27 protein-coding genes are annotated in these 21,978 nt (G+C 59.3%); 19 read left to right on the plus strand and 8 right to left on the minus strand.

The window, feature by feature from the left end; translation table 11 throughout:
- Window positions 1-97 precede the first annotated feature (97 nt).
- Together GKZ67_RS09575 and GKZ67_RS25105 are read left to right on the plus strand one after the other, a co-directional pair.
- Window positions 98-388, plus strand: coding sequence for a hypothetical protein (locus GKZ67_RS09575; protein ID WP_173242088.1), 291 nt, complete (start codon window positions 98-100; stop codon window positions 386-388).
- Complete coding sequence (locus GKZ67_RS25105) at window positions 355-567, plus strand: hypothetical protein (RefSeq protein WP_410505065.1); 213 nt, start codon at window positions 355-357, stop codon at window positions 565-567. The genes GKZ67_RS09575 and GKZ67_RS25105 overlap by 34 nt, the downstream gene beginning before the upstream one ends.
- A 116-nt stretch (window positions 568-683) precedes the next feature.
- Here GKZ67_RS25105 and ychF read toward each other — a convergent pair whose 3' ends face one another.
- Both ychF and GKZ67_RS09590 read right to left on the minus strand, forming a co-directional pair.
- Window positions 684-1,784, minus strand: coding sequence for a redox-regulated ATPase YchF (gene ychF / locus GKZ67_RS09585; RefSeq protein ID WP_173242089.1), 1,101 nt, complete (start codon window positions 1,782-1,784; stop codon window positions 684-686).
- A 162-nt stretch (window positions 1,785-1,946) separates the two neighbouring features.
- The gene (locus GKZ67_RS09590; RefSeq protein ID WP_173242090.1) at window positions 1,947-2,339 is read right to left on the minus strand and encodes a DUF3276 family protein; all 393 of its coding nucleotides are present in this window, start codon (window positions 2,337-2,339) and stop codon (window positions 1,947-1,949) included.
- Window positions 2,340-2,607: 268 nt separating this feature from the next.
- Here GKZ67_RS09590 and GKZ67_RS09595 point away from each other — a divergent pair, with 268 nt between their 5' ends.
- The 7 genes from GKZ67_RS09595 to GKZ67_RS09620 all read left to right on the plus strand — a co-directional run bounded on the left by GKZ67_RS09595 (window position 2,608) and on the right by GKZ67_RS09620 (window position 6,331).
- Entirely contained in the window at window positions 2,608-3,546 is a 939-nt protein-coding gene (locus tag GKZ67_RS09595) for a DUF58 domain-containing protein (protein ID WP_173242091.1), read from the plus strand.
- A 56-nt stretch (window positions 3,547-3,602) separates the two neighbouring features.
- On the plus strand, window positions 3,603-3,845 hold the full coding sequence (locus GKZ67_RS09600; protein ID WP_173242092.1) for a hypothetical protein: 243 nt from the start codon (window positions 3,603-3,605) through the stop codon (window positions 3,843-3,845).
- Between the two features lie 71 nt (window positions 3,846-3,916).
- A complete protein-coding gene (locus GKZ67_RS09605; RefSeq protein ID WP_173242093.1) occupies window positions 3,917-4,375 on the plus strand; it encodes a hypothetical protein in 459 nt (152 codons plus the stop codon).
- 176 nt (window positions 4,376-4,551) lie between these two features.
- Entirely contained in the window at window positions 4,552-4,743 is a 192-nt protein-coding gene (locus GKZ67_RS23370; RefSeq protein WP_254245232.1) for a transposase, read from the plus strand.
- Between the two features lie 57 nt (window positions 4,744-4,800).
- A complete protein-coding gene (locus GKZ67_RS09610) occupies window positions 4,801-5,346 on the plus strand; it encodes a transposase (protein WP_254245181.1) in 546 nt (181 codons plus the stop codon).
- 210 nt (window positions 5,347-5,556) lie between these two features.
- Complete coding sequence (locus GKZ67_RS09615) at window positions 5,557-5,724, plus strand: hypothetical protein (RefSeq protein ID WP_173242094.1); 168 nt, start codon at window positions 5,557-5,559, stop codon at window positions 5,722-5,724.
- Window positions 5,725-5,767: 43 nt separating this feature from the next.
- A complete protein-coding gene (locus GKZ67_RS09620; protein WP_173242095.1) occupies window positions 5,768-6,331 on the plus strand; it encodes a DUF1572 family protein in 564 nt (187 codons plus the stop codon).
- Window positions 6,332-6,410: 79 nt separating this feature from the next.
- On the opposite strand, the gene GKZ67_RS09625 is transcribed toward GKZ67_RS09620, so the two are convergent.
- The 5 genes from GKZ67_RS09625 to GKZ67_RS09645 form a co-directional block, all read right to left on the minus strand.
- Window positions 6,411-7,382 carry a deoxyhypusine synthase family protein gene (locus GKZ67_RS09625; RefSeq protein WP_173242096.1) on the minus strand — a complete coding sequence of 324 codons (972 nt, stop codon included), beginning with the start codon at window positions 7,380-7,382 and terminating at the stop codon, window positions 6,411-6,413.
- A gap of 49 nt (window positions 7,383-7,431) precedes the next feature.
- Window positions 7,432-7,941, minus strand: coding sequence for an STM3941 family protein (locus tag GKZ67_RS09630; protein ID WP_173242097.1), 510 nt, complete (start codon window positions 7,939-7,941; stop codon window positions 7,432-7,434).
- A 30-nt stretch (window positions 7,942-7,971) separates the two neighbouring features.
- On the minus strand, window positions 7,972-8,508 hold the full coding sequence (gene hslV, locus GKZ67_RS09635) for an ATP-dependent protease subunit HslV (protein ID WP_173242098.1): 537 nt from the start codon (window positions 8,506-8,508) through the stop codon (window positions 7,972-7,974).
- A 114-nt stretch (window positions 8,509-8,622) separates the two neighbouring features.
- On the minus strand, window positions 8,623-10,278 hold the full coding sequence (locus GKZ67_RS09640; protein ID WP_173242099.1) for a pyruvate dehydrogenase complex dihydrolipoamide acetyltransferase: 1,656 nt from the start codon (window positions 10,276-10,278) through the stop codon (window positions 8,623-8,625).
- A 159-nt stretch (window positions 10,279-10,437) separates the two neighbouring features.
- On the minus strand, window positions 10,438-11,115 hold the full coding sequence (locus GKZ67_RS09645) for a histidine phosphatase family protein (RefSeq protein ID WP_254245182.1): 678 nt from the start codon (window positions 11,113-11,115) through the stop codon (window positions 10,438-10,440).
- 118 nt (window positions 11,116-11,233) lie between these two features.
- On the opposite strand from GKZ67_RS09645, the gene GKZ67_RS09650 reads away from it, so the two are divergent.
- From GKZ67_RS09650 to GKZ67_RS09675, 8 genes are all read left to right on the plus strand, one after another.
- A complete protein-coding gene (locus tag GKZ67_RS09650) occupies window positions 11,234-11,668 on the plus strand; it encodes a hotdog fold thioesterase (RefSeq protein ID WP_173242100.1) in 435 nt (144 codons plus the stop codon).
- A complete protein-coding gene (locus GKZ67_RS23375) occupies window positions 11,668-12,444 on the plus strand; it encodes a chorismate-binding protein (RefSeq protein ID WP_254245183.1) in 777 nt (258 codons plus the stop codon). Before GKZ67_RS09650 ends, GKZ67_RS23375 begins: the two co-directional genes overlap by 1 nt.
- A gap of 11 nt (window positions 12,445-12,455) precedes the next feature.
- Window positions 12,456-12,908, plus strand: coding sequence for a chorismate-binding protein (locus tag GKZ67_RS23380; protein ID WP_254245233.1), 453 nt, complete (start codon window positions 12,456-12,458; stop codon window positions 12,906-12,908).
- 54 nt (window positions 12,909-12,962) lie between these two features.
- Window positions 12,963-15,110, plus strand: coding sequence for a M20/M25/M40 family metallo-hydrolase (locus tag GKZ67_RS09660; protein ID WP_173242101.1), 2,148 nt, complete (start codon window positions 12,963-12,965; stop codon window positions 15,108-15,110).
- Window positions 15,111-15,180: 70 nt separating this feature from the next.
- On the plus strand, window positions 15,181-15,507 hold the full coding sequence (locus tag GKZ67_RS24555; protein ID WP_317172285.1) for a thiamine pyrophosphate-binding protein: 327 nt from the start codon (window positions 15,181-15,183) through the stop codon (window positions 15,505-15,507).
- 164 nt (window positions 15,508-15,671) lie between these two features.
- Window positions 15,672-16,964 (plus strand): thiamine pyrophosphate-dependent enzyme, encoded by a 1,293-nt coding sequence (locus tag GKZ67_RS09665; RefSeq protein ID WP_317172286.1) that lies wholly within the window; start codon window positions 15,672-15,674, stop codon window positions 16,962-16,964.
- A 95-nt stretch (window positions 16,965-17,059) separates the two neighbouring features.
- Window positions 17,060-17,884 (plus strand): 1,4-dihydroxy-2-naphthoyl-CoA synthase, encoded by an 825-nt coding sequence (gene menB / locus GKZ67_RS09670; protein WP_173242102.1) that lies wholly within the window; start codon window positions 17,060-17,062, stop codon window positions 17,882-17,884.
- Window positions 17,885-18,111: 227 nt separating this feature from the next.
- Window positions 18,112-18,483, plus strand: coding sequence for a hypothetical protein (locus tag GKZ67_RS09675; RefSeq protein ID WP_173242103.1), 372 nt, complete (start codon window positions 18,112-18,114; stop codon window positions 18,481-18,483).
- Between the two features lie 74 nt (window positions 18,484-18,557).
- On the opposite strand, the gene GKZ67_RS09680 is transcribed toward GKZ67_RS09675, so the two are convergent.
- Entirely contained in the window at window positions 18,558-18,758 is a 201-nt protein-coding gene (locus tag GKZ67_RS09680) for a hypothetical protein (RefSeq protein WP_173242104.1), read from the minus strand.
- A 130-nt stretch (window positions 18,759-18,888) separates the two neighbouring features.
- Here GKZ67_RS09680 and GKZ67_RS09685 point away from each other — a divergent pair, with 130 nt between their 5' ends.
- The gene (locus GKZ67_RS09685) at window positions 18,889-20,244 is read left to right on the plus strand and encodes an alpha-amylase family glycosyl hydrolase (RefSeq protein ID WP_173242105.1); all 1,356 of its coding nucleotides are present in this window, start codon (window positions 18,889-18,891) and stop codon (window positions 20,242-20,244) included.
- 607 nt (window positions 20,245-20,851) lie between these two features.
- A complete protein-coding gene (locus tag GKZ67_RS09690) occupies window positions 20,852-21,973 on the plus strand; it encodes an AMP-binding protein (protein WP_173242106.1) in 1,122 nt (373 codons plus the stop codon).
- Window positions 21,974-21,978: the final 5 nt, after the last annotated feature.

The following is a 21,978-nucleotide window of genomic DNA, read 5'->3' on the forward strand; positions in this document are numbered from 1 at the left end:
TTGGGCTAGGTTTTGGCAGGGGGCAAAGATACTTCGGCCGGCGGTTTGGCGCTAACTTTAAAGGTAATTCGTCTACCTTTGAAAAAAGCCCTTACTCATGAATACGCAGGCCATCGAAGTTATCGAAACCGAGGTTGTGCTCGAAGAAGCTATGTCGCTTAATCACTCCCGGCTCATTGGCCGACTCAATGTACTACTGGCCGCCTACGAAGAGCAATACGATATCCTACCGGAGCTGGAATTTGAGCTGAGCACCGGGCGGCTCAAGCCCGATGTGGCCATTATGCCCCGCCAAACTTACAACTGGGAAAAAGATATAATTCGCTATCCCTCGCCCCTACTACCGCCATCGAGATTTTATCGCCTACCCAGGCTCTTGACCTTTTAATTACTAAAATCAGGGAATTTTACTTTCCCGCAGGCGTACAGTCTGCCTGGCTAATCGCTCCGGCTGTAAAATCGGTCTATTTATTTCTACCTGGGCAGCCAGCCAAGGTATATGGTTCGGGCACCTTGCACGACCCAATTACCCAATTTGACGTATCGCTGGAAGCCCTTTTTAAGTAGTAAGCCTTATTACATTTCCATAAAAAAGCCTGACGTAATTACGCCAGGCTTTTTTATGCACCAAACAGCCATTAACTAAAGAAGTTGAAACGCAAAGATTTAAGTAAGCCCCTGGTTTACACGTTAAAGCGGAAGTGCATAATGTCGCCATCCTGCACCACGTAGTCTTTGCCTTCGACGGCCATTTTGCCGGCTTCCTTGATTTTTACCTCCGTTTTGTATTCCTGGTAATCGGCGAGCTTGATAACCTCAGCGCGGATAAAGCCCTTCTCGAAGTCGGAGTGAATGACGCCGGCGGCGGCGGGCGCCTTGTCGCCGCGGTGCACCGTCCAGGCGCGCACTTCCTGCACGCCGGCCGTGAAGTAGGTGATGAGGTTGAGCAGTTCGTAGCTGGCCCGGATAAGCTTGTTGAGGCCCGACTCAGTGAGGCCATACTCGCCCAGGAACATGGCCTTCTCCTCGGGGTCTTCCATCTCGGCAATCTGGGCCTCGATGGCGGCCGACACCAGCACTACCTGGGCGCCTTCGGCGGCTACGTGCTGGCGCAGGGCCGCCACATGCTTGTTGCCGTCGGTAGCGATGCTGGCCTCGTCCACGTTGGCCACATAGATAACGGGCTTAATAGTGAGCAGCTGCAAGTCGGCCACGGCGGCGAGGTCTTCTTCGCTGGCTGGCACCGCGCGGGCGTTTTCGCCAGCTTCGAGGGCCTGCTTGAATTTCTGGAGGCTGGCTACTTCCTTTTTGGCGGCAGCATCACCGGCCTTGGCGCTGCGCTCCGACTTTACCAGCTTTTTATCAACACTTTCGAGGTCTTTGAGTTGAAGCTCAGTGTCGATAACATCTTTATCAAACACGGGGTCAACGCCGCCGGCTACGTGCACGATATTAGGGTCGTCGAAGCAGCGCACTACGTGAATGATGGCATCGACCTCACGGATGTTGGCCAGGAATTTATTGCCCAGGCCCTCTCCCTTGCTGGCCCCTTTCACGAGGCCGGCAATGTCGACAAACTCGATGATAGTGGGCAGCACGCGCTTGGGGTTCACCAGCGCTTCCAGAATCTGGAGGCGCTCGTCGGGCACGGTAATGACGCCCACGTTGGGCTCGATGGTGCAGAAAGGATAGTTGGCCGATTCGGCCTTGGCGTTGGATAACGCGTTGAAAAGCGTGGATTTGCCGACGTTCGGCAGGCCGACAATACCGCAGCGGAGGCCCATTTTATTGAGTGTTGAATTATGAGGTATGAATTATGAGTTCGCATAATCCACTGGCAAAGGTACGGCGGGCAACGGCGCGGGGCACCAATGCAAAGCGCCGCTGCTCTTTACCAGAGCCAGCGGCGCACTACTATTCTCTCCCCTCCAACTGCGTATCGGTGTTTAGTAGGTGCTTTCGCCCAGGTCGGGAGCGGCCGGGCGGCCATCATCCGTCGGCTGCTCACCGGCGCGCGGCTGCTCACCCTCAAAACCGGGGCGCGGGCGGTCGAGCTCGGCCACTTCTTCCTCGGTCAGCAGCTCGTCGCGCACATAGTCCACGGCATCGTGCAAGGCGTCAATAAATTTATTGAAATCCTCTTTATAAAGGAAAATCTTGTGTTTTTCGTAGCTGGCCGGGCCATCGGGGTCGGCACCGGGGCGGCGCTTGCTTTCCGTAATGGTCAGGTAATAATCCTGACCACGGGTAGCTTTCACATCGAAGAAATACGTACGCTTGCCCGCCTTCATGCGGTGCGAGTAGATTTCTTCCTGGTCTTTTGAGTAGCGGTCTTCCACGAGCTGAGAAGGGGAAAGTAAGTTGATTTTTAGTTATAAGGCACTAAACTTGCGTAGGCTCAGACAAAGATAAAGGCGAAACTGCTTACCTAAATGGGGTAGCAATGCCGACGAAACTCAACTGGTGGCCGGCTTGTTTATCAGCACGTAAGATTAGTTCAGTCACTGTCTGGCTCCGCCCTGACAAACCCATCTTAGTAAACGCTGCGCTAGATTACAGTAGCCTGCTGATTGCTAATTCTATACTCCCGCGCCACCTTTCGCTACCATGCCTGCTCCTGCCCTCGACCTCGCCGCCATCCGCTCATTTGAAAATCTGGAGCTGCTGGCCCGGCAATTAGTCGATGGGTTTATTACCGGCCTGCACCAGTCGCCCTACCACGGCTTTTCGGTCGAGTTCTCGGAGCATCGCCTCTATAACCCCGGCGAAAGCACCCGGCATATCGACTGGAAGGTATTTGCCCGCACCGACAAGCTGTTTGTGAAGCGCTACGAGGAAGAAACCAACCTGCGCGCCCACCTGCTGCTCGACGTAAGCCCGAGTATGTATTATCCCGAGCCCGGCCACGACAAGCTGCGCTTTGCGGTGCTGGCGGCAGCCGCGCTCACCACGCTGCTGCAGCGTCAGCGCGATGCCGTGGGCCTCGTCACGTTTGCCGAAACCGTGGAGCTGCAAACCCCCGTGCGCTCGACCTCGGCCCATCGCCACACGCTGCTGCTGGCCATGCAGCAGCTACTGGAGCGGCCCGCGCCCCTGGCCGCCACCCGGCGCGCCACGGCCCGGACCGACGTGGCCGGTGTGCTGCACACCATTGCGCAGCAGATACCCAAGCGGTCGCTCGTTATCGTGTTTAGTGATATGCTGGGGCGCAGCGCGGCCGAGCAGGAAGCGGCCCTGGCGGCCTTGCAGCACCTGCGCCACCAGCACCACGAAGTGCTGCTGTTTCATGTACTGGACCGGGCCACCGAGTCGAATTTCGACTTCCAGGACCGTCCTTACATTTTCGAGGATGTCGAAACGGGCCAGGAGATACGGCTGCAGCCGGCGCAGGTGCGCGCGCAGTACCGGGCGGCTATGCGCCAATTTGAGGAAGAGCTGGCCCTGCGCTGCGGGCAGCTCAAAATTGATTTTGTGCCGGTAGATGTACGTGAGCCTTTCGACAAAGTACTCTACGCCTACCTGGTAAAGCGCGGCAAGGCGCGGTAGGCAGCTTACCTAGACGAGCTATTCAGCGGCCAGGCACAATATATCTTATTTTTACTATGTTATTTTACCTGCTCCCCTATCTGCTACTTTATTTGCTGAACGTGCCGCTGGCGCTGCTCACGGCTTATATCGCCTACTCGCATGGGCAGTCGGTTGGGCGGTGGCTGGTGGTGGGGCTGGTACTACCCTTCGTTTCGGTTTTTCTGGCTATCGCCGTGGCCATCCGGCACAAGCAGCGGGCGGCAGCGGCCCGGGGCGGGGCCCCCGCTCCCGTGCCCCAGCCAGGCGAGTTTGAGTAAACCGCACCCCCGCCCGTAGCTTCGCACCGGGTTTTCACCGACCGGGCTGCCCGGTATATTACACTTTTTCTATGTACCAGATTCTTCTTTTTCTTCACTCCTGGCTTCGGTGGTTTGTACTGGGCGCGGGCCTGGTGGCCGTATTTCGCGGCTATGTGGGCTGGTCGGGCCGCAGGGCTTTTGGCAAGGGCGACAATGCTTTTGGAGCCAGCTTTGTAGGTTTCATGCTGCTGCAGCTTATTATTGGGCTGGGGCTGTATTTTGGCCTGAGCCCCTACGGCCTCAAGGCCATGAAGGTGGCCGGCGCGATGAAAGACCCGACTACCCGCTTTTTCGGCATGGAGCATATTGCCGTGATGGTGCTGGCCGTTGTGATTGCCCAGGTAGGCCGCACACTCTCCAAAAAGCGTCTTAATGATTCGCAAAAGCACAAAACTGCCTTCATTTACTATGGTATTGCCCTGCTGCTGGTGCTGCTCATGATTCCGTGGGGAATCTGGAATCCGGCCCGGCCACTTTTCCGGTTTTAGCGCTATTTCTCAGCCACTGGATCGCGGAGCGGCCCTCCGTTTTATAGTGAAGCTGTTTAGGAAGTAGCCAGCCGAGCACAAAACAGAAAAGACTCCCACAAAAGCGGGAAATTTGAGGTGCGACCCATCTCCTTTCCCTCCCTCATGGAAGTCTTGAGCAAAGATATGATTACCCGCTGGCTCCTGCCCCACCTGCCCGTGCGCAACGGGGCCGCCGCACCACTGACCCGGCCGAGGTGGTGGGCGCTATCTTTTACAAGCTCAAAACCGGCTGCCAGTGGCGCTGGCTGCCGGTCAAGGCCTTGTTCACGGGCGAGCCGCTGAGTTGGCAGGGCGTCTACTACCACTTCACTGCCTGGGGCAAGTAGGGTGCCTGGAAAAATTTGTGGCTCATTAGCTTACGCTTGCATCGGCGTACTCTCGACTTGTCCAGCATCCAACTCGATGGCAGCCACACGCTGGCCAAGAACGGCGGGGCGGCCATCGGCTACCAGGGCCGCAAGGCAGGCCGCACCACCAACGCCCTGTTCCTGGCTGACAACCAAGGCCTGCCGCTGGCCGTGGCCACGCCCCAGGCGGGTAACCAGCACGATACGTTCGAGTTGGAGCGCGTCTTTGCCGAGTTGTGCGACCTGCTCGAAGCGGCCGAGCTGCGCCTGGAAGGCCTATTTCTGAACGCTGACAAGGCCTTCGATGTCAGCAGCTTGCGACAAGCCTGCGCCCGGCGCGCCATCGAGGTCAACATCCCGCGCAACCGACGCTCGGCCGACTGGCAGACCGACGATGACACGCCGTTCGACCCGCAACTGTACCGCCGACGGCTGGTTATCGAGCGGCTCAACGCCTGGCTCGACAGCTTCAAAGCCCTGCTCGTGCGCTACGAAACTAGCCTGCAAAACTGGCTGGCTTTGCACTGGCTCGCCTTTACGGTGCTCCTACTGCGTAAAATTGCGCCGCCTCCTACTTCCTAAACAGCTTCAATGGCTGAGAAATAGCCTCCTTTTTTCGCTGCCTGATACGTTCGCTTTTCGCCTAATGAAGGACGCGGACATTTTTTGGGAAGGCGCTAACTAGCAAGCCGGCACTCAGGCGGGAAATTTATATTTCCCGAACGTAACAATTCGGCTGCGCTGCTTAAATTGCGACCGCTACGTGTTGTTGGTCTTGCCCCCTTTTTGCCAGTGTCTACCCAGCCGAAACGCTCTTACTCTGTAGAAGAATTTTCTGAGCTAATCAACAGCCGCCTCCAACGGCTGGAGCAGCAACAGGATGCCCGCCAACACTATGGTAGCGTGCTGGCCGCGCTGCGCCAGCAGGTAGATGCGTATCGCCAGCGCAAGCGCTGGTAAAACTGCGATTGGCAACAGCATAAAGACTAACCGTTAGCAGCTTATGTTCCCGGACTTTCTTTCCAGCGCCCGTAAGCAATTTGCCTATTACAAGCTGCTTGGCGAGCAGGCCATGCGGCAGGTGCCCGACGACCAGCTTTTCTGGCAGCCCAACGCGGCCAGCAACAGCATGGCGGCCATCGTAAAACATATGTGGGGCAATATGCTGTCGCGGTGGACTGATTTTTTGACTTCCGACGGTGAAAAGCCCTGGCGCGACCGCGAGGCCGAATTTGACAACGACCTCCAGACGCGCGACGCGCTGCTTCAGCGCTGGGAAGCCGGCTGGCAGTGCCTGTTTGCCGCCCTCGATACGTTGACGGAAGCCGATGGCGACCGCCTTATCTATATCCGCAACCAAGGCCATACGGTTATGGAGGCCATCAACCGACAGCTGGCGCACTACCCGTACCACGTGGGGCAGCTGGTTTTTATCGGCAAGCTAGTGGCCGGCGATGCCTGGCAGTCGCTCTCTATTCCACGCGGCAACTCGGCCGCTTTTAATGCGGAGAAATTTGCTCAGGGCCCGCACCAGGCGCATTTCACCGATGAGGTGTTGGGTCGCTAACCCTATAGCCATTGGCAAAAAGAAAGGCCGAACGCATGGGTAGCGTTCGGCCTTTCCTTTTCCTATTCAGCTGACCGGCCTATTGCCCCAGCACAATCGCAAACACCAGCGGTGCTACGATAGTCGCGTCACTTTCGATGATGAATTTCGGGGTTTTCTCGCCCAGCTTGCCCCAGGTAATTTTCTCGTTGGGCACTGCGCCCGAGTAGCTGCCGTAGGAAGTAGTTGAGTCCGAAATCTGGCAGAAATAGCCCCAGAGCGGCACCGAGTGGCGCTGCAAATCCTGGTGCAGCATGGGCACCACGCAGATGGGGAAGTCGCCGGCAATGCCGCCGCCAATCTGGAAGAAGCCCACCTTGCTCTCCTCCGTGGCCTGCTCAGTGTACCAGTCGGCCAGGTACATCATGTACTGGATGCCGGTTTTCATGGTGTGCACGTTCTTGATGTCGCCCGTAATAACGTGGCCGGCATATATATTACCCAGGGTAGAATCTTCCCAGCCGGGGCAAATGATAGGGAGGTTTTTCTCGGCGGCGGCCAGCATCCAGGAATCTTTGGGGTCAATCTGGTAGTACTGCTCCAGCTCACCCGATTTCAGAATCTGGTAGAAGAACTCGTGCGGGAAATACGCCTCACCAGCTTTGTCGGCCTGCTCCCAGAACTTCAGCACCGTGTGCTCGATGCGGCGCATGGCCTCCTCTTCGGGGATGCAGGTATCGGTTACGCGGTTCATGTGGCGCTTGAGCAGGGCGTGCTCATCGGCGGGCGTGAGGTCGCGGTAGTGCGGCACGCGCTCGTAGAAGTCGTGGGCCACCAAGTTGAAAATGTCTTCCTCCAGGTTAGCGCCGGTGCAGCTGATAATCTGCACTTTATCCTGGCGAATAAGTTCGGCCAGCTGAATGCCCATTTCGGCGGTGCTCATGGCCCCGGCCAGGGTAATCATCATTTTGCCGCCTTCGGCCAGGTGCTTGTTGTAGCCCTCGGCCGCGTCGATAAGCGCAGCAGCGTTGAAGTGGCGGTAGTGGTGCTTGAGGAAATTCGTAATGTGCATGGGGTGAATTTATGTGACGATTACAACATTAAATACGGATAAGCAGAATTTATTGAATAGGTGAGTTATGCTGTTGGCTCAGTCGTTGGCAGATGTATTCTACTACGGTGTCGGCGGAGGTATCAGACATTCCAGTGAGCAGAAGGAAAGGCGATTTACCAAAGGCTGACTCGCAAGCTGTTAAAATGCGACGTAGCCAGAACTGACGCTTCAGATACGACTCAGGGCTGCGTAATAGCAATTCAACGTTTTTTGGCCATCGCTCTGACGAGATGAATACCTGCTCAATGTCTGACCAAGGTATTGTTCCCAGCCCCCAATCTTTACTGAAAACCCCTTTGTCGTTAAGTACAATAAAAGGTTTGCAGCGAATTAGCTGTAAAAGTCCCCAGCCGGTTACGATGGCCATTACTCCGAAAAGCAGGATTCCTATGAAATCCATGACTTTTAAGGATTTTACCTCATGAAATATGCCGAACGCACCGCTAACGAAGCACAGAAACGCCAGCGGTTGAAAAATAAAATACCATTTTGAATACCTCACAAGCAGTGGTTGCATATATAATTTATCGGCTAACCACTAAAACCATTACGCTGGCTCGGCAATAATCAAATTATGATTGGTATAAATGCAAATATCGGCCGCGATGTGCAGCGCGTCTTCTACCATCTGGCGGGCGGTGAGGTGCGGGGCGTGCTTTTTAAGCGCCAGGGCAGCCGCCTGTGCGTACATGGCGCCGCTGCCAATGGCCGCTACATCAGAATCGGGCTCCAGCACGTCGCCGGTGCCGCTGATGATGAGCAGCTCATCCTTGTCGCAGACGACCATCATGGCTTCTAACTTACGCAGGTACTGGTCTTTGCGCCAGTCTTTGGCCAACTCGATGGCGGCGCGCTTGAGGTTGTTGCCATAGGCCGCGAGCTTTTCCTCGAAGCGGTCGAGCAGCATAAACGCATCGGCCGTGGAGCCGGCGAAGCCGGTCACGACCTTGCCGTCGTTGAGCTGCCGCACCTTGCGCACGTTGTTTTTGGCTACGTGCTTATCCATGGTGGCCTGGCCGTCGGCCCCGAGGGCAATCTGGCCGTTGTGGCGCACGCCAAGCACAGTTGTGGAGCGGATTCTCATCTTCAGTTAACAGTGAGCAGTAAACAGTGAACAGCGGGCAGTTGAAAGGACAATGAGCAATGAGCGTGACCGGATGGCCACTGCTCATTGCTCATTGTTACCTGCTCACTACTATCAAATGAGCATCCGCATGGGGTCTTCAAGCAAGCCTTTCAGGGTTTGCAGGAAGGCTGCGCCGGTGGCGCCGTCTACCACACGGTGGTCGCAGCTCAGCGTCACCTTCATGATGTTGCCGATAGCCAGTTGGCCATCCTTTACCACGGCAGTCTGCTTGATGCCGCCCACGGCCAGGATGCAGGCGTCGGGCGGGTTGATAATGGCCGTGAACTCGTCGATGCCAAACATACCCAGGTTAGATATAGTAAACGTACTACCTTCCCATTCGGCGGGTTGCAGCTTCTTGCTCTTGGCCTTGCCGGCCAGCTCTTTCACCTCGGTGGCAATCTGCGAGAGGCCTTTCCCATCGGCGCTGCGGATGACGGGAACCAGCAGGCCCTCATCGACAGCCACGGCCACGCCGATGTTGATTTGCTTATTCTGGCGAATCTTATCGCCAAGCCACGACGAGTTGATAACCGGATGCTGGCGCAGCGCCACGGCCGAAGCCTTGATAACCATGTCGTTGAACGACAGTTTTACCGGCGACAGCTCGTTCATGCGTACGCGGGCTTCCATGGCCTTGTCCATCAGAATTTCCATCGTGAGATAGAAATGCGGGGCCGTAAACAGGCTTTCCGACAGGCGCTTGGCAATCACCTTGCGCATCTGCGATACGGGCGTATCGGTGTAGGTCCCTTCGGTAGCCACTGGAGCCGGGGCAGCGGCCACTGGCTGAGGCGCTCGCTCGGTCTGAGCAGCCGGGGCAGGCGCGGCAGTGGGAGCAGCCTGGGGCTGGGTGCTTTGCAGGTCGCGGGCCACGATGCGGCCGTTTTCGCCACTGCCCTTAATCTGGCGCAGGTCAACGCCTTTGTCTTTGGCAATGCTCTTGGCCAAGGGTGAGGCAAGCAGGCGGCCGGTGCTGGCCTCGGGCTGCGAAGTGCTGGCGGCAGGCTGAGTAGCCGGAGCAGCCGTTTCGACCGGGGCTAGGGCAGCGGGCGCTGCGCCGCCGCTCTGGCCGCCCAGCAGGGCCTGCACATCCGCGCCTTCCTCCCCAATGATGGCCAGGATGCCATCTACGGCTACCGCTTCGCCTTCTTTGGGACCGGTGTATAGCAGAATCCCGTCTTCGTAGTTTTCCAGCTCCATCGTGGCTTTGTCGGTTTCGACTTCGGCCAGCACGTCGCCCGACTTCACTTTATCGCCTACCTTTTTGAGCCAGGCGGCAATAGTGCCTTCGGTCATCGTGTCGCTCATCTTGGGCATGCGTACCACCGTGGCTTTCTTGCCATTGGCGGGCGCGCTGGGCGCTGGGGCGGCAGTTGCTGCCGCTGCGTGAGCAGCTACTGGTGCCGGAGCCGCCGCCGGAGCGGGCGCGGCCGCCTGCGGTGCGCTTCCACCGCCCTGGCCATTTAGCAGGCCCGAAATATCTTCCCCTTCCTTGCCCACAATGGCCAAAACACCGTCAACCGGCACCGAATCTTTCTCTTTAGGGCCTATGTAAAGCAGCGTGCCATCTTCGTAGTTTTCCAGCTCCATCGTGGCTTTGTCGGTTTCGACTTCGGCCAGGATATCGCCCGACTTCACTTTGTCGCCTACTTTCTTGAGCCAGGCCGCAATGACCCCTTCGGTCATCGTGTCGCTCATTTTCGGCATTTTGATAATTTCGGCCATCGGAATTGCAGGTTGGGATTGGGGGCCAAAATTAGCCGCCAAAAGGTGGGGAAACAATTCGAAAAAAGTAAGCAGTGAGCAGTGAGTAGTGAACAGTTGAGTTGGGCAGCTGAATAGCAGTCAACTGTTCATTGCTTACTACTCACTGCTCACTACCTGCTAGCCCACCACTAAGTGGCTTACGTCTAAAAAATTACGGATAGTGTAGTGCGAGCCCGTGTAGTGCAGCTTGTAGAGGCAGAGGTTCTGGTGCTCAAAGCCATCCATGCAGCGCAGCGGGTAACCCAGCAGCTGGCAGAGCAGCACGCGCAGGGCCCGGCCGTGCAGACACACCAGCACAATCTCGTCGTCGGGCCGGCTCTGAAGCAGCTCGATAAACGGGCGCTGGCGGGCCGCCACCTCGGCCGGGCTTTCCCCGCCGGGCAGGCGGGCGTGGTCGTTGCCGGTGGTCCACTCGGTCAGTACCTGGGCGTATTCGGCGTCTTCCTGGGGCGTAATGCGGGTGCCTTCGCGGGTGCCCCAGCTGATTTCGTTGAGGCCGGCGTGCTGCTCGTGCGGAATTCCCGCGTCGATAAACTGCTGCACCGACTGCTGGGTGCGCCGGAGCCGGGAGGTATAAATCCGGTCGAATGGCATGGCCTGATATGCTTGCCAGAACTGCGCGGCCTGGCGGCGGCCCCGCTCGTTGAGGTCGGAGTCGATACCACTGCCCTGCACAATGCCCTGCACGTTGAAGTCGGTCTGGCCGTGGCGAAGAAGATAGAGCTGCTGAACTGGCACGGGTAAGGAAGTCGAGTAGTTTTGCCGAACAATGCTGTAAAGTACGGGGTTTTTCAACGGGTAATAGGTAATAAGCAAGGGGTGTTGAAGGCATGTTGGCCCCGGCCGCCCTCCCTTCTCCAGCCCATCCAGTCGAATAATTACCTAGTGCCCATTACCCACTGCCTAGTATAAAATGACGCTTGACGACGTGAAAATCTGGGCGGCCCACCGCCCCACGCTGGCCGATGCCCTGGGCATTGAGCTGACGGCTCTCAACGACGACTACCTCGAAGGCCGGATGCCCGTCGATGGCCGCACCCACCAGCCCATGGGCCTGCTGCACGGCGGGGCCTCAGTAGCGCTGGCCGAAACCCTGGGCAGCATCGGCGCGGCTACCCGCATCGACGTGACGCGCCAGGCCTGCGTAGGCCTTGAAATCAACGCCAACCATATCAAAGGCGTGCGCGATGGCTGGGTGCGCGGCCGCGCTACGGCGCTGCACGTAGGCCGCACCACGCAAGTGTGGGAAATCCGCATCACGCACGAAGAAACCGGGGTGCTGGTGTGCATCAGCCGCATCACGATGGCCGTGATTGACCTGCCCGCCGCCAGGGAGAAAAAAGCGTAATGCAAGCAGCTGAACCCCGGCTTCTGCCCTGGCCTGCCGCGGCCAGCCCCGATGCGACGGCGCGGCTGCGCCACCTGGCGGCAGGGGCCCTGCGCACCGGCCGGCCGCTGGCCATCTGGCGCGAGCCGGCGAGCGAGCACCCGCGCCTGCTGGTGAGCCGCTCGCTCGAAGCCGCTTATACTGGTCTGCCGCCCGCCCTCGATACCCAGGCACCGGTAGGCTTCGCTTTCTTTCCTTTTCGCGACTCTGACCACAACCCGGCGCTGTTTCTGCCCGCCGATGTGCAGTTTGACCTCGCCCGGCCCGAGGTAGTGCGCGTGGCTCCGGCCGCCCGCGAACTGGTGCCCAATCTTACGGCCTGGCTCAGCCTGCCGACGCCACCTGAGCTGGCCTGGCACTACAGCGCGCAGCCTGCCCCGCCGGCTACCACCGAAACCGACTACACGCAGCTCGTGCGCACCGGCGTGCAGGCTATTGAAGACAAGGCAGTAGTGAAAGTAGTGACGTCGCGCGTAGCGCACCGCCCGCTACCGGCCGGCTTCGACCCGCTGGCGGCATTTGGCCAGTTGAGCCGGCAGTATCCGCGGGCATTTGTGTCGCTGGTGAGCGTGCCGGGCGTGGGCACCTGGCTCGGGGCCTCGCCCGAAGTATTGGCCGAAGTCACGGCCGACGGCCACTTCCATACCATGGCCCTGGCGGGCACCCAGCCGCTGGTGCCGGGCCGCGCCCCCAGGATGCCATCTGGCGGCAGAAGGAGATTGAGGAACAAGCATTAGTTTCACGTTATATAGTAAATTGCTTTAAACAATTGCGCTTACGTGAATACCACGAAGCCGGCCCGCGCACGGCGGTGGCCGGCCAGCTGCTGCACCTGCGCACCGACTTTGAGGTTAATTTGAAAAACGTGCCGGCCCCTTCTTCGCTGGGTACCGATATGCTGCGCCTGCTGCACCCCACCTCAGCCGTGGGCGGCATGCCGAAAGTAGCGGCGCTGGAGTTTCTGCACCGCCACGAGGGCTACGACCGGGCGTACTACAGCGGCTTTCTGGGGCCGGTAAACGTGGCCGCGCCGGGTATCTCGCGGCTCTATGTTAACCTGCGCTGCCTGCAGCTGCGGCCCAAAGAAGCCATTCTGTATGCGGGCACCGGCCTTACCGCCGACTCCGACCCGCTACGCGAATGGCAGGAAACGGAGCTGAAGCTCCAGACCGTGGCATCCGTTATTACCCCCCCGGCTTAGCCGCTGCCTGACAACGCAAGTTCCTAGTACGTTCTACTTTTCCCTGCCTGGCCTATGCGCTTTACTACCCTGTTCCTACTACTAATTGGCTGGGTTCGGCTTGCCCAGGCCCAGCTGCCGGCGCTGCTGCAGGCCTATGCGCGCACCAGCGCCGTAACCGGCCGGGAAGCCGAAGCCAGCCGGTTTGTGCAGTCGTTGTTTAAAGCCGGCACCTTGCAGCAGGACCAGCTCGGCAACCTGGTGCTGGTGCTCGGCAGCGGCAGTCCGCGCCGCCTGCTCGTGGCCCCGCTCGACGAGCCGGGCTACGTGGTAAGTCAGATTCAGGCTGATGGCTACCTGCGCGTGGCGCCGGTGGGCGGCGGGCAGGCCGGGCCGCTGTTTCACCAGTTTCTGGAAGGCCACGACGTGCGTATCGTCACCGCGCACGGGGCCCGCAATGCCATTTCGTGCGTACCATCTTCACACTACGACAACCTGCGTGCCGAGCCCGAAAAAAACAAGCCGCCTTTTTCGTGGCAAGCCGCATTTCTCGATGTGGGGGCCACCTCGGCCGCCGACGTGGCCCGGCAAGGCATTCAGCTGCTCGACCCGCTTACCCTGGAAAAAAAGCCGGCTGTGCTGGGCCAGCAGTGGGTAGCCGCGCCGGCCATGAAAGCCAAAGCCGCCGCCATCGCGCTGGCCGGCGTAGCGCAGACGCTGGCCGCCGCGCCGGTACGGGGCACCGTGGTCATCGCCTGGACTACCCTGGAGCTGCTGAATGGCAAAGGGTTTGAGGCCATAGCTAATCGCTACGGTCCCTTTGAGGAAGTGTACCGATTTGACCGCACCCTCGAAACCGAGGCTGCCGGCACCGGCCAGCTTCTGGCCGACCAGGCCCTGCCCTACTCTCTGCCAAGCGTCGTGCTGACGACGCCCGCGCGGCCCGCCCGCAAGCCCGTGCTACCCAATACGAAGCTGGCTGCCGCGCACACCTACCTGCTCGGCCTGCCCGCCCGCTATGCCAATACGCCCGTGGAGGCCGTCGCGGTGGCCGACGTGCAGCAGCTCGCGCAAGCCTGGCTACTGGCAGCTGGCGCCCCAGCTACCCCGATGGTTATTCCGGCACTTCCCACCGCAGCTTCGGCGCCCGTGCTGTCTTCATACCCGGCCGCGGCTCAGCTCCTGGCCGGCCTAGTGGGCCAGTACGGCGTGAGCACGGCCGAAAAGCCGGTGCGTGACTTCATTGCCCGGCAGCTGCCGGCCTGGGCCAGGCCTACCGTAGACCAGGCGGGCAACCTCGTGCTGACCTTTGGGCAGGGCCCGCGCCATCTCGTGTTCGTGGCCCACATGGATGAGGTCGGCTTTGTGGTCGATTCCATTCGCCCCAACGGCCGGCTCGTGCTGAGTTTGAAAGGCGGTGCTTACCCGTGGCTGTGGGAAGCGCAGCCGGCCCTGCTGCACACGCCGGGCCAGGCCGACGTGCCGGCCCTGTTTGAGCCGCGTCCGCACTACCAGCAGGCAACCAAAAGCGCCCCGAGCACGCCGCTCACCGTGTTTGCGGGCTATACCTCGGCGCAGCAGGCGCAGGCGGCGGGCGTTCGGGTGGGGAGCACTACCGTGACCATGCCCAAGCAATTGCGGCCGCTGGGACCGAACCGGGCCGCTGCGCGCGGCCTCGACGACCGCGTGGGCTGCGCGGCCCTGCTGCTGACGCTGCAACACCTCGACCCGGCCAGGCTGCCCTGCCGCGTTACCTACGTGTGGTCGACGGGCGAAGAAATCGGTTTGCTGGGCTCGGCTTTTGCCGCGCAGCAGCTGCAAGATGCCAATGTGGTATATCCCATCGACACGTTTGTGTCGTCCGACGCGCCGCAGGAGTCGCGGGTGTTTGGCTATTGCCCGCTTGGCCAGGGTGCCGTGATACGGGTAGTCGAAAGCATCAATTTTGCCCGGCGCGACCTGGTGCAGCACGTGCACGCCCTGGCCGACCGTCAGCACATTCCGATTCAGGAAGGCATGACGGCGGGCGGCACCGACGGCATGGAGTTTATGAACTACGGCATTCCGTCGGTACCGCTTTCCTGGCCGGGCCGCTACTCGCACTCGCCCGTTGAAGTGCTCGATTACCGCGACATGACCAGCCTGGTGCGCCTGCTCGGAGCGCTGGTGCAAGGCAGCCCCGCCCCTAAAACTCCTGCTGCCGGCGCCAAGCCCAACCCTTAGCCGAGCCTCCTTTTTGTGCGTACAGGCCACTAAGCGCCACCACCCGGCGCCTTCCGAATTACCCTAGTAGATGAACAACCAAGCCGTTTTTAACATCGCCGAAATCTGCGCCCGGCATGGGATTACCGATGTTATTCTATCGCCGGGCTCGCGCTCGGCGCCCCTCACGCTGGCGTTTGCGCGGCACCCGGCCTACCGGAGCAAGCTGCGCGTTATTCCCGATGAGCGCGCCGCCGCCTTCATCGGCCTGGGCATTGCGCAGGCCACGCGCCGCACCGTGGTACTCGTCTGCACCAGCGGCACGGCCGGCCTCAACTACGCGCCCGCCGTGGCCGAGGCTTTCTTTCAGCAAATTCCGCTGCTGGTTCTCACCGCCGACCGCCCCCCGAGTGGATAGACCAGCTCGACGGCCAGACCATCCGCCAGCGCAACCTCTACGGCGCCCACGCCAAGGGTACCTTTGACTTTCCGGCCGACACCTCGCACGCCGATGCCAAGTGGCATGGTGAAAGAGCTATCAACGAGGCGATTAATCTGACGCAAGCCGGGCCGGCCGGGCCGGTGCAGGTGAATGTGCCGCTGCGCGAGCCGTTTTATCCGAAGGCGGGCGAGGAAGTGGTGTACGAGCAGGATGTAAAAATCATTCGGGACGACCACTCGCACTATGCCCTACCCCCGGCGGAAATTCTGGAGTTGCGCGAGCACTTGCGCACGGCCGGGCGGGTAGTGGTAGTGGTCGGCCAGCAGGCCGCCAGTCCGGGCCTGGCAGCAGCGCTCGATGAGTTTGCGGCGGCCCGGCAAGCGGCCGTAGTAGCCGATGTCATCTCGAATCTGAGCGACGTGCGCCGCACGGTGCAGCGGCAGGACATCTTTTTGGCGGGACTTCCCAAAGCGCAGCAAGCGGCGCTCCAGCCCGACCTGCTTATCACGTTCGGGCAATCGTTAATTTCGAAAAGCCTAAAGCTGTTTTTGCGCGACGCCGCCCCGTCGCAGCACTGGCACCTGCAGGCTTCCGGCGAAGCAGCCGATACCTTTCGCCGGCTTACGCGTATTATTCGGGTGCAGCCCGCCACGTTTTTTCAACAGCTCCTGGTCTTGAAAACCGCTGACTATAACGGGTCCGGGGGTTCGAATCCCTCCTTCTCTGCGGTCGCTGATGAGACCGCGCCGTCGAACGTGCCCTCCGGCGCGGCGGCCTGGCAGCGGGCAGATGCGGAAGCAGCCAGTTTTTTAGCTCGCTTTTTCAGCGCCAGCGGCCAGCCGTTCAACGAGTTTTCGGCCTTCAACTACGCGCTGGCGGCCCTGCCCGAACACACCGCCCTGCACCTGGCCAACAGCATGGCCGTGCGCTACGCTAATATTCTGGGCCTGCCCGCCGGCCGGCAAATCGAAGTTTTTGCCAACCGGGGCACCAGCGGCATCGATGGCTGCACCAGTACGGCCGTGGGCGCGGCGCTGGCGCAGCCCGAACGGCCGGTGGTGCTACTCACCGGCGACGTGGCGTTTTTCTACGACCGTAATGCCTTCTGGCACAACTACCCTACCCCAAATCTGCGGGTGGTACTCTTCAACAACCACGGCGGCGGCATCTTCCGCATCATCGACGGGCCGCGCCAGCAGCCAGAGCTGGACGAGTTTTTTGAAACCACCCAGGCGCTCACGGCCGAGAACCTGTGCCGCGATTTCAGCTTGCGCTACTTCCCGGTTTCTTCTTTTGACGAACTCAATGCCGCGCTGCCGGTTTTCTTTGCAGCCGAAAGCGGCGCGGCCGTGCTGGAAATCTTCACCGACTCCAAAACCAACGCCGCTTTTTTCGAAGAGTACCGAGCAGCGGTAAAACAGGCTTTTTCCTAACCCTGCGAAACTTTGCCAACTCTGCGAAACTCCGCGCGAAAGCAATTAGCGCGGAGTTTCGCAGAGTTGGCAAAGTTTCGCAAAGTTCTTTTTTTATGTCTGAAACAATCGAGTGGACCCCGATTAAGGAGTTCCAGGAAATCATTTTCTCCCAGCACGGGGGTATTGCCAAAATCAGCATCAACCGGCCGCAGGTGCACAACGCCTTCACGCCGCTCACGGTGCAGGAGATGATTGAGGCGATGGATATCTGCCGCAATCGCTCCGATATCGGCGTCATCGTGTTTACGGGCGAGGGCGGCAAGGCCTTCTGCTCGGGCGGCGACCAGAGCGTGCGCGGCCACGGCGGCTACGTGGGCGCCGACACCGTGCCGCGCCTCAACGTGCTCGACCTGCAGAAAATGATTCGCTCCATTCCCAAGCCGGTTATTGCCATGGTGGCGGGCTGGGCCATCGGGGGCGGCCATGTGCTGCACGTGGTGTGCGACCTGACTATTGCGGCCGATAACGCCCGCTTTGGGCAGACCGGCCCCAAGGTGGGCTCGTTTGATGGCGGCTTTGGCGCGAGCTACCTCGCCCGCATCGTGGGCCAGAAGAAAGCCCGCGAAATCTGGTTTCTCTGCGACCAGTACGACGCCCAGGAGGCGCTCGATATGGGCCTGGTAAACAAAGTAGTGCCGCTCGACAAGCTCGAAGAAACCACCGTGGCCTGGTGCCACAAAATCTTAGAAAAGAGCCCCCTGGCGCTCCGCATGTTGAAATCGTCGTTCAATGCTGAGCTGGATGGCCAGGCCGGCATTCAGGAGCTGGCCGGCAACGCCACGCTGCTCTACTACCTGAGCGAAGAGGCGAAAGAAGGCAAAAACGCTTTCATAGAAAAGCGCAAGCCCGACTTCTCGAAGTTTCCGAAGTTTCCGTAGGTTAAATATATTATTTTCAATATATTTATAAACTTCAGTTGCTCTTCTGCTACAGCAGCTTGCGCCCTGTTGTAGAGACGCAAAGATGCGTCTCTACAACAGGGCGCCTTATCTGAAAACTGTGATAATAGAAGAGTAGGCCATGCTTTTTATGGTGATAACTTAAACCCGGCGCCTGAACCGGAAGTATAACGCTCAAACAGCAATGGCATTTTGCACTATTCTCGATGTCTGACGACTACAAAATAAAATGGCTGAAAAAGCCTAAAAAGCACGACTACAAGGCAGCCACTACCTACCTGAGCCTGTTATATAAAGCGGACCTAGCCAAACAGATGGTAAAGGAGCTGGAAGAAACTTCGTCCTCCGATTTTCAGGCCAAGGATATCTTTCGGGCATCAGCGCTGCCGATGCTGGACACTGGCAACCGGTATGTGGAGCAGGAGTATAATAAGATAACCCGTGGCGAAAAGCTTGCTCCGCTGCTGCTAGTCCGGGATAGCGCCAATACCAAGGTGACAATTGCCGACGGCTATCATCGCCTGTGCGCTGTGTATGCAGTGAATGAGGACGCCGCTATTCGCTGCAAGATTGTGTAAGGCCCGGACTATCAAAAGAAACGCCGCACTGCATATAAGCAGTGCGGCGTTTCTTTTAGGATAATCTCAGGAAGCTAAAAGCTGAAGCCAAGCGCGTGCAGGCAGGCACACCAGCTAAAGAAGAACCGCTTGTTCTCGTGCTTACGCAGCTTCTTCAAGGCCTTGGCACGCGCTTTCACAGCTGCCATAATAGGACAAGGGACAATCGTGGCCTGCACATTGCTGGCTTCGGTAGCCGGTACCGATTCGGGGGCGGAATGCGAATAGGTTGTCATGGCGGAGCGGGTGTAATGCGTAGTAAGTATACGAAGCTTTCTTTGCAAAAGCAAGTACTCACTCACCTTTTTATTTAAAATAGCCGGGCGTGGAGTATTATTCCATTTGCTGCCATTCTACTTTGCGGTCATGAAAAACTATTTGCTACTGGCTTTGCTCAGCATAAGCTGCTTTCATCCGGCCTTTGGGCAGCGGCCAGTGGCGGCCAGCACCCCGGCGGCCCACCCGGCCTGGATACTACAAGGCAACATTTACGAGGTGAATGTGCGTCAGTACACGCCCGAAGGCACCCTCAATGCCTTTGCCAAACACCTTGACCGCCTGCATAAAATGGGCGTCGAAACCCTGTGGTTTATGCCGCTTAACCCCATCAGCAAGGTGGCCCGCAAGGGTAGCCTGGGCAGCTACTACGCCGTGGCCGATTATACCAAGCTCAACCCCGAGTACGGCACGATGGCCGACTGGCGGCATCTGGTGCAGGCTGCCCACGCGAAGGGCATGAAAGTGATTATCGATTGGGTGCCCAACCATACCGGCGCCGACAACCGCTGGCTGACCCAGCACCCCAATTTCTTTGTAAAGGACAAGGCTGGCCAGCCCGCCGTGGCTTTCGACTGGGCCGATACCAAGCAGCTCGACTACAAAAACCCTGAAATGCAGGACAGCATGATTGCGGCCATGCGCTACTGGGTAAAAACCAGCAACATCGACGGCTTCCGCTGCGACGTGGCCTGGAACGTGCCGGCCAGCTTCTGGCAGCGCGCCATCCCGACGCTGCGCCAGAGCAAGCCGCTGTTTATGCTGGCCGAGGGCGACAGCGCCTACCTGCCCCGCAGCGGCTTCGACGCCGTGTACCCGTGGCACATGTTCCACGCAATGGAAAAGGTAGCCGCCGGTAAGAGCCCGGCTACGGCGCTCGACAGCGTGTACCGGGGCTGGCAGGGCAGGTATCCGAAGGGCACGATTGAAATGTACTTCACCAGCAACCACGACGAAAACACTTGGAACAAAGCCGATTACGGCACGTTTCCGGGCCGGGTACACGCGCCGTTCGCGGTGTTTACGCAAACGATGGGCAACGGCGTGCCGCTCATCTACAGCGGGCAGGAAGAGCCGGTGCTGCGTCCGCTCGAGTTTTTTGATAAAGACCCGATGGCTTTCGGCAAGTATCAGCGGGCCAGGTTTTACCAGACGCTGCTGGCCCTGCGCCAGCGCAACCCGGCCCTAGCGGCCGATGCCTCGTTTCGCAAGGTGAGCGTGGGCGACGACCGGGCCGTGTATGCCTACGTGCGCGAAAAAGCCGGCAAAAAGGTATTGGTCATTTTGAACTTATCAAACAAGGCCCAGACTATCAGCGTGAAGGAAAAAGCCTTGCAGGGCAAGCCCTCTAACCTGTTCAGGTACGCCACTGAGCCGCTCACGAGCAAGCCGTGGAAGATGGAGTCCTGGGGCTACGTGGTATATGAGTATGGCAAAAAAAACTGATAACCAAACCCGGTTAGGAACAGATGCCACCTAGGCTATCCCTCGCAAAAGCGCTTGAGTACTTACTAGGTGAAAAGTCGTACTCAATTGAGTGGAAAGTGCTGCCAGTCATCCCGATGATAGGGATATTTATCTGGGTAGTAGCTAATAACAGACTGCCTACTCCGGCGGAGGACGCCGCTGACGCTCGCCAACTCTATAGCAAAGCAGTAGTTCGGCAGAAGTACTTAAATGTCCGTGGTGAGCCTGTATTATCCATTGCGCAAGGCACCTTGCTAGCAGAGGAGATAGATTGGGGAAGGTCGTTTTTTTCGTCAGAGCTAACAAATGACAGTTTCCCGCCTCCTGCTCGTGAAGCCTATTTGCGAGCAGAACAGTATTCGCTGGTTGCCTATGTGCAAGCTGGTGACAGCCTGATAAAGAAGCGAGGTGACTTGTCGGCAATTGTGAAAAGGGGCCAGCAAACAATAGTTTTTCACTTTCATAGTCTTTGGCATTAAGCAGGCTTAAAATAGCACATGATTAACATATTAGAAAATAATAATATTATGCGCTATTGGATGAAATAACATCTCCTAGTGCAGGGCTGGCCCGTAATTTTGCCCCCATGTCCTCCCCCAACCTCCCCACCTCGCTCCTGCTCAACGGCCGCGAGTTCAGCTACGCAAGTATTCAGCAGACGCCCAACCCGCACACCGCCCTCAATGGCTACGAGGCCAAGGTGCTGGAGCTGCTGCGCCAGTGGCTGACGGGGGCCCAGGAGTTTGGGCTGCGCACCTCGGGCAGCACCGGGCAGCCGCAGCTGATTGTGCTGAAGCGGCGGCAGCTGGCGGCTTCGGCGGCGCGCACGGGTGACTACTTCGACCTCGGGCCGGGCGACCGGGCGCTGGTCTGTCTCAACTGCGAGTTTATCGGGGGCAAGATGATGCTGGTGCGCGGCCTGGAGCGGCGCATGCACCTGACTATCGTGGAGCCGCACGCCGACCCGTTTGACTTTGTGGCAGCCGGGGCGGAGTTCGATTTTGCGGCCTTCGTGCCCTTGCAGCTGCGGGCCGTGCTGGCGGCCGGCCGGGCGGCGCGGCTCAATAAGATGCGGGCCATTCTGGTGGGTGGCGCGGGCGTGGAGCCGAGCTTACTGACGGAAATCCAGAAGCTGAAGGTGCCGGTGTATCTGACGTATGGCATGACCGAAACGGCCTCGCACATGGCCCTGCGCCGCCTCAATGGTCCCGACGCCGGCCCGCACTACCGCGTGCTGCCGGGCCTGCACCTGGGCCAGGACGAGCGCGGCTGCCTCACGGTGCGCGGCGACGTGACCGACGACAAGCTCGTGGTGACCAACGACCGCATCGAGCTGCTTGACAAACATACCTTCGACTGGCTGGGACGGGTCGATTTTGTGATAAACTCGGGCGGCGTGAAGGTGCAGGCCGAGAAGGTAGAGCAGGTGCTCGACGTGGCCCTGGCCGAGCTGGGGCAATCGCGCCGGGCCTTTGTAGCCGGCCGGCCCGACGAGCGCCTCGGCCAGGCCGTAACGGCCTACGTGGAGGGCGAAGCGCTGCCCGCCGCCGCCGAAAAGCGCCTGCTGAGCCTGCTCGGCACCCGCCTCGCTAAATATGAGGTACCCAAGAGCGTGGTATACGTGCCCGCCTTTAAAGCTACGGCCTCGGGCAAGCTTGACCGCCCCGCTACGCTGCGGGGCGTGGAGAGCCCGCGCCGCGACCAGTAAGCCGG

Origin of the sequence: Hymenobacter sp. BRD67 (genome assembly GCF_013256425.1) — a bacterium.
Lineage (GTDB): Bacteria > Bacteroidota > Bacteroidia > Cytophagales > Hymenobacteraceae > Hymenobacter.

Coding starts and splice junctions, on each gene's coding strand:
- GKZ67_RS09575 (WP_173242088.1), top strand. CDS start 98: ATGAATACGCAGGCCATCGAAGTTATCGAAACCGAGGTTGTGCTCGAA.
- ychF (WP_173242089.1), bottom strand. CDS start 1,784: ATGGGCCTCCGCTGCGGTATTGTCGGCCTGCCGAACGTCGGCAAATCC.
- GKZ67_RS09595 (WP_173242091.1), top strand. CDS start 2,608: ATGCCTGCTCCTGCCCTCGACCTCGCCGCCATCCGCTCATTTGAAAAT.
- GKZ67_RS09600 (WP_173242092.1), top strand. CDS start 3,603: ATGTTATTTTACCTGCTCCCCTATCTGCTACTTTATTTGCTGAACGTG.
- GKZ67_RS09605 (WP_173242093.1), top strand. CDS start 3,917: ATGTACCAGATTCTTCTTTTTCTTCACTCCTGGCTTCGGTGGTTTGTA.
- GKZ67_RS09620 (WP_173242095.1), top strand. CDS start 5,768: ATGTTCCCGGACTTTCTTTCCAGCGCCCGTAAGCAATTTGCCTATTAC.
- GKZ67_RS09625 (WP_173242096.1), bottom strand. CDS start 7,382: ATGCACATTACGAATTTCCTCAAGCACCACTACCGCCACTTCAACGCT.
- GKZ67_RS09630 (WP_173242097.1), bottom strand. CDS start 7,941: ATGCAACCACTGCTTGTGAGGTATTCAAAATGGTATTTTATTTTTCAA.
- hslV (WP_173242098.1), bottom strand. CDS start 8,508: ATGAGAATCCGCTCCACAACTGTGCTTGGCGTGCGCCACAACGGCCAG.
- GKZ67_RS09640 (WP_173242099.1), bottom strand. CDS start 10,278: ATGGCCGAAATTATCAAAATGCCGAAAATGAGCGACACGATGACCGAA.
- GKZ67_RS09650 (WP_173242100.1), top strand. CDS start 11,234: ATGACGCTTGACGACGTGAAAATCTGGGCGGCCCACCGCCCCACGCTG.
- GKZ67_RS23375 (WP_254245183.1), top strand. CDS start 11,668: ATGCAAGCAGCTGAACCCCGGCTTCTGCCCTGGCCTGCCGCGGCCAGC.
- GKZ67_RS09660 (WP_173242101.1), top strand. CDS start 12,963: ATGCGCTTTACTACCCTGTTCCTACTACTAATTGGCTGGGTTCGGCTT.
- GKZ67_RS24555 (WP_317172285.1), top strand. CDS start 15,181: ATGAACAACCAAGCCGTTTTTAACATCGCCGAAATCTGCGCCCGGCAT.
- menB (WP_173242102.1), top strand. CDS start 17,060: ATGTCTGAAACAATCGAGTGGACCCCGATTAAGGAGTTCCAGGAAATC.
- GKZ67_RS09675 (WP_173242103.1), top strand. CDS start 18,112: ATGTCTGACGACTACAAAATAAAATGGCTGAAAAAGCCTAAAAAGCAC.
- GKZ67_RS09680 (WP_173242104.1), bottom strand. CDS start 18,758: ATGACAACCTATTCGCATTCCGCCCCCGAATCGGTACCGGCTACCGAA.
- GKZ67_RS09685 (WP_173242105.1), top strand. CDS start 18,889: ATGAAAAACTATTTGCTACTGGCTTTGCTCAGCATAAGCTGCTTTCAT.
- GKZ67_RS09690 (WP_173242106.1), top strand. CDS start 20,852: ATGTCCTCCCCCAACCTCCCCACCTCGCTCCTGCTCAACGGCCGCGAG.